This is a genomic window from Accumulibacter sp. (assembly GCF_029255285.1).
GTDB lineage: Bacteria > Pseudomonadota > Gammaproteobacteria > Burkholderiales > Rhodocyclaceae > Accumulibacter.
The window spans coordinates 1-3,628 of sequence record NZ_JAPUVI010000066.1; the positions used below are offsets into that span (position 1 = coordinate 1).

Sequence of the window (3,628 nt, forward strand, 5' to 3'; positions counted from 1 at the left end):
GAACATCCGATGGCCAAGCCCGAACCCCGCAATCCCGAGGAATGGGCCAAGCTGACGACGCCGGAACGCGCCGACAAGATGGTGGAGCGTATGCGCGAGCAGCAGTCGCGCATGTTTGAGCATGTCGCCGCCCTCAAGGAGTTCTACGCGGTGCTGACACCGGAACAGAAGAAGACCTTCGACGACTTCCATGCCAGTGCGCGGCCCGGAATGCGCGGGAGGCCAGGGCCGCGATCGATGGAGCGCGCCGCGCCGAGGTCTTAGGCATGGCCATCTGCGAGACCTGCGAGCGGACGTCATCCGACCTACCGTCTCCGCGGGTCCGCCCGCCGGTCGCCAGCCGGGCGAAGTACCTGCCAGGAGTGCAGTCCCCGGCGCTATCGGGAGCCGTCAGTATCGGCAGCATCGACGCGTATATCCAGCGAGCGAGACGCTTCCCGATGTTGACGCGGGAAGACGAGTTTCGTTTGGCCAGCCGCTATCGTGACGACAATGACGTCGACGCCGCACGGCAACTGGTCGTGTCGCACCTGCGCCTCGTCATTTCAGTCGCCCGCGGCTACCTCGGCTATGGCCTGCCGCACGCGGACCTGATCCAGGAAGGCAACATCGGGCTGATGAAGGCCGTGCAGCGCTTCGACCCGACGCGTGGCATTCGTCTGGTTTCCTTTGCGATCCACTTGATCAAGGCCGAAATCCACGAGTACGTCCTGAAGAACTGGCGGATGCTCAAACTGGCAACGACCAAGGCGCAGCGCAAACTCTTCTTCAACCCGCGCAGCATGGAAACCAGCAGCCAGGGACTCGGCTCCACGCGGGCCGCAGAGATTGCCCAGATCCTTGACGTGACGCCTGCTGAGGTGATTGAAATGGACACGCGCTTATCTGGCCACGATGTGGCACTGGACGGCGACAGCGATGATGACGAGGCGTTTGCACCCATCACCTATCTTGGCCGACTACTCGGGCGAACCGTTGCATGTCCTCGACGCGCGTGCGCGTGCCCGACTGCAGAATGAAGACCTGCAGAGCGCTCTCGCCGGCCTCGATCCGCGCAGCCGTCGCATTGTCGAGGCGCGCTGGCTGATTCACGAAAAACCGGCAACCTTGCACGATCTGGGAGAGGAATTCGGGGTATCGGCCGAGCGAATTCGCCAGGTCGAAGTGAAGGCGATTCAGAGAATGCGCGCAAGCCTGATGCCACTCGCCGCGACAAGCTGAGCATCGCAAAGTGGAATTCAGCCAGAGGCCGAGTCGCCGGCTGACGGCAGGAACTCCCGGCCTCGCGCTGGTGCTTGGCGTGTTCTTCATTGTCGAGTCTTTCGGTCCTTTCCTGATTCGATCAGGGCAACGGTGCAGGCCGCTTTGGGAAAGACATCTGACCACTCCGAGAACGAACGGTTGGTCGTGATCATCGTGCTACAGGTCTCGTGACGACGGTTGATCCGCTCGAATACGAGATCGACGTGGCGGTTCGAGTACGACAATCAGTTTGTGTACTATTTGAGGCTATGCAAGTGACACGCGGAGGAGGCGAGATTAAACGGATCTGTCGAATCGATTTGCGATTTTGATGCTCCGTGTGCGGGTCGGCGAGCGAGCCCTCCCGCTGACATCATGCTGGTCAGCGTTACCGAGCGCACCCGCGAAATCGGCCTGCGCCTGGCCATCGGCGCGCTCGAGCGCGAGGTGCTGTTGCAGTTCCTGATCGAGTCGGTGGTCCTAGCGGCACTCGGTGGCGTCGTCGGCATCGTCATCGCCACCGCCGCGTCCTTCGTCCTCGCCGGTGTCATGGGCGTGCCGTACTTCTTTGATCCGGCGATCAATCTGCTGTCGTTCGTATTCTCGGCCGGCATCGGCGTGCTGTTCGGCTATTTCCCGGCGCGGCGGGCAGCGCAGATGGACCCGATTGAAGCGCTGCGGCACGAGTAAACCTGCTCTCGCGCGTGTTGTGGGTACCCCACAGCAAGCAGCTGCCCGACACGCTCAAGATGATTGCCTATCGCGCGGTCTGACCGTCTCGTTCACCGTCAGCAGCTTGGCCAGTGGGGTCGAGGACCGCCTGCATCGCCGAACCCTTGCTGACCGCAGCCCCGTCCTGGAAGTGGATCGAGGCGGTTCGACCGGGCGTCTCCGGACGCAGAACGATCGACTCGTTCGAGCGCAGCGAACCGACTGCGGTGGCATCGAGGGCCAGTTCGGCTGCGCGTACGCGTGCCGTTTCGAGGCGCAGCGGCTGCCCTCCTCCCGGCGGACCGGCAGGCGCAAGCGGCGCCCGATCGGCCGGCAGCCGTTCCCGCTGGCGGCGCCATCAGCGCAGCAGGCGGCTTTCTGCGAAAAATTTGGCAAACCATGGTGCTTTCCAGGTTTAACACTGACCGGCGCAGTGATACAGTAAAACGGTCAGTGATCGTAGATTGATTCGATTGTTTGACCGCCTGCCCGGATTTCATGCCTCGCGGTCACTTGTACAGGACTTGGACAATGAGGATTCCATCTGAATTATTACCGCCCATCGGCAATCTCGGCAAGGAGGTCGACAGGAAGTCCGAGCCAGTGGAGCCTGCGGCCAGACTCGCCGACGAGCTGGCGGCCTCGCCGCAAGAACAGCCACCACCGAGTAAAAATGGCGGACGCCCAGAGTCCCCGAAGGCGGTCGGCCCTGATGATGAGAGCAAGCCCGAACCGGTAGAGCGCAGACACGCCGACCGTCGTTCGAAGGACCAGCCAATCCTGCTCGACACGCGCACGAACCGGGGCCGGCGGCGCGCGCCGGGAGAAGCTCTTATCAACATCAAGGTCTGAGCACTATTTCATCCGAGCGTGGAAACCCTGGTATACGCGGGAAGCCATGGAAATAAGATCAAGAAAAAAGGCACGATACCGCCCAACCTGTCGCTCCGTGGGATACGAGAGTGCAAAACAAGTCAAGAAAACTAACACACCCAATAGAATCACGGAAAATGCACTGTGTTTCTGTAAATGCATGTTCGCGGCAATGAAGTACAAGAGCGGAGCATGAAATAGATAAAGGCTGAACGTGGAACCCGCGAGATATCGAATGGACGACGAAATCCAGACCGGGGGGTGTAGTCCCTCCATTGCAGGCTTTACCGTCACAATTGCGGTCGCGAACAAGATCCCCAACAGTATGTCTGCTGGTAGCTTGGGAAGGTCACCCAGGAACAATGTATGGCCACCCAGTGTCCAGTATCGACTATGACTGCCGCCAAAGATCGCGTCGTTCAACGACTGAAGGACCGAATGGCCGAAGGTCGTCATGTAGAGAGCGATGCCCAAGCCAGAAATTGCGAACAAAACGCAGGCGCTGCTCCTGTGTAAATGTGTTTTCTGGTCGAGTCGATAGGCTACCACCCCCAACAACCAGACTGGCATCGTGAAAATGATTCGTGGTCCCGCAGCGAGGCATGCTAAGAGCATGACAATTTGTCGAGAATAACCGCTTAGCAAGGTGTAGGCGCCAAACACCACGTAGTACCAAAACTCAGAGCGTGTTAAAAAACCATCTTTGATTATGTTTTATATTTTAACAATGGAAGACGCGCTATGCCAAGGACTTGGAACAGGTGAAAGCTGCTTTAACATAATTCTAATCATAGAAATATAA

Annotated in this window: 2 protein-coding genes and 3 pseudogenes; 4 read left to right on the forward strand and 1 reads right to left on the reverse strand. The window is 59.2% G+C overall.

The window, feature by feature from the left end; translation table 11 throughout:
- Together Q1M07_RS08290 and rpoH are read left to right on the forward strand one after the other, a co-directional pair.
- On the forward strand, positions 1-264 hold a 264-nt coding region (locus tag Q1M07_RS08290; protein WP_300452902.1), incomplete at its 5' end, for a Spy/CpxP family protein refolding chaperone.
- Positions 265-362: 98 nt separating this feature from the next.
- Positions 363-1,221 (forward strand): annotated as a pseudogene (gene rpoH / locus Q1M07_RS08295) (RNA polymerase sigma factor RpoH).
- A 116-nt stretch (positions 1,222-1,337) separates the two neighbouring features.
- Here rpoH and Q1M07_RS08300 read toward each other — a convergent pair.
- Positions 1,338-1,487 (reverse strand): annotated as a pseudogene (locus Q1M07_RS08300) (ATP-binding protein); the annotation flags it as partial.
- A gap of 124 nt (positions 1,488-1,611) precedes the next feature.
- On the opposite strand from Q1M07_RS08300, the pseudogene Q1M07_RS08305 reads away from it, so the two are divergent.
- Positions 1,612-1,932, forward strand: a pseudogene (locus Q1M07_RS08305) (FtsX-like permease family protein); the annotation flags it as partial.
- A gap of 552 nt (positions 1,933-2,484) precedes the next feature.
- A complete protein-coding gene (locus tag Q1M07_RS08310) occupies positions 2,485-2,805 on the forward strand; it encodes a hypothetical protein (protein WP_034911986.1) in 321 nt (106 codons plus the stop codon).
- Positions 2,806-3,628 lie beyond the last annotated feature (823 nt).

What these genes read in the sequence shown, in the direction of transcription:
- Q1M07_RS08310 (WP_034911986.1), top strand. Translation starts at nt 2,485, where the DNA reads ATGAGGATTCCATCTGAATTATTACCGCCCATCGGCAATCTCGGCAAG.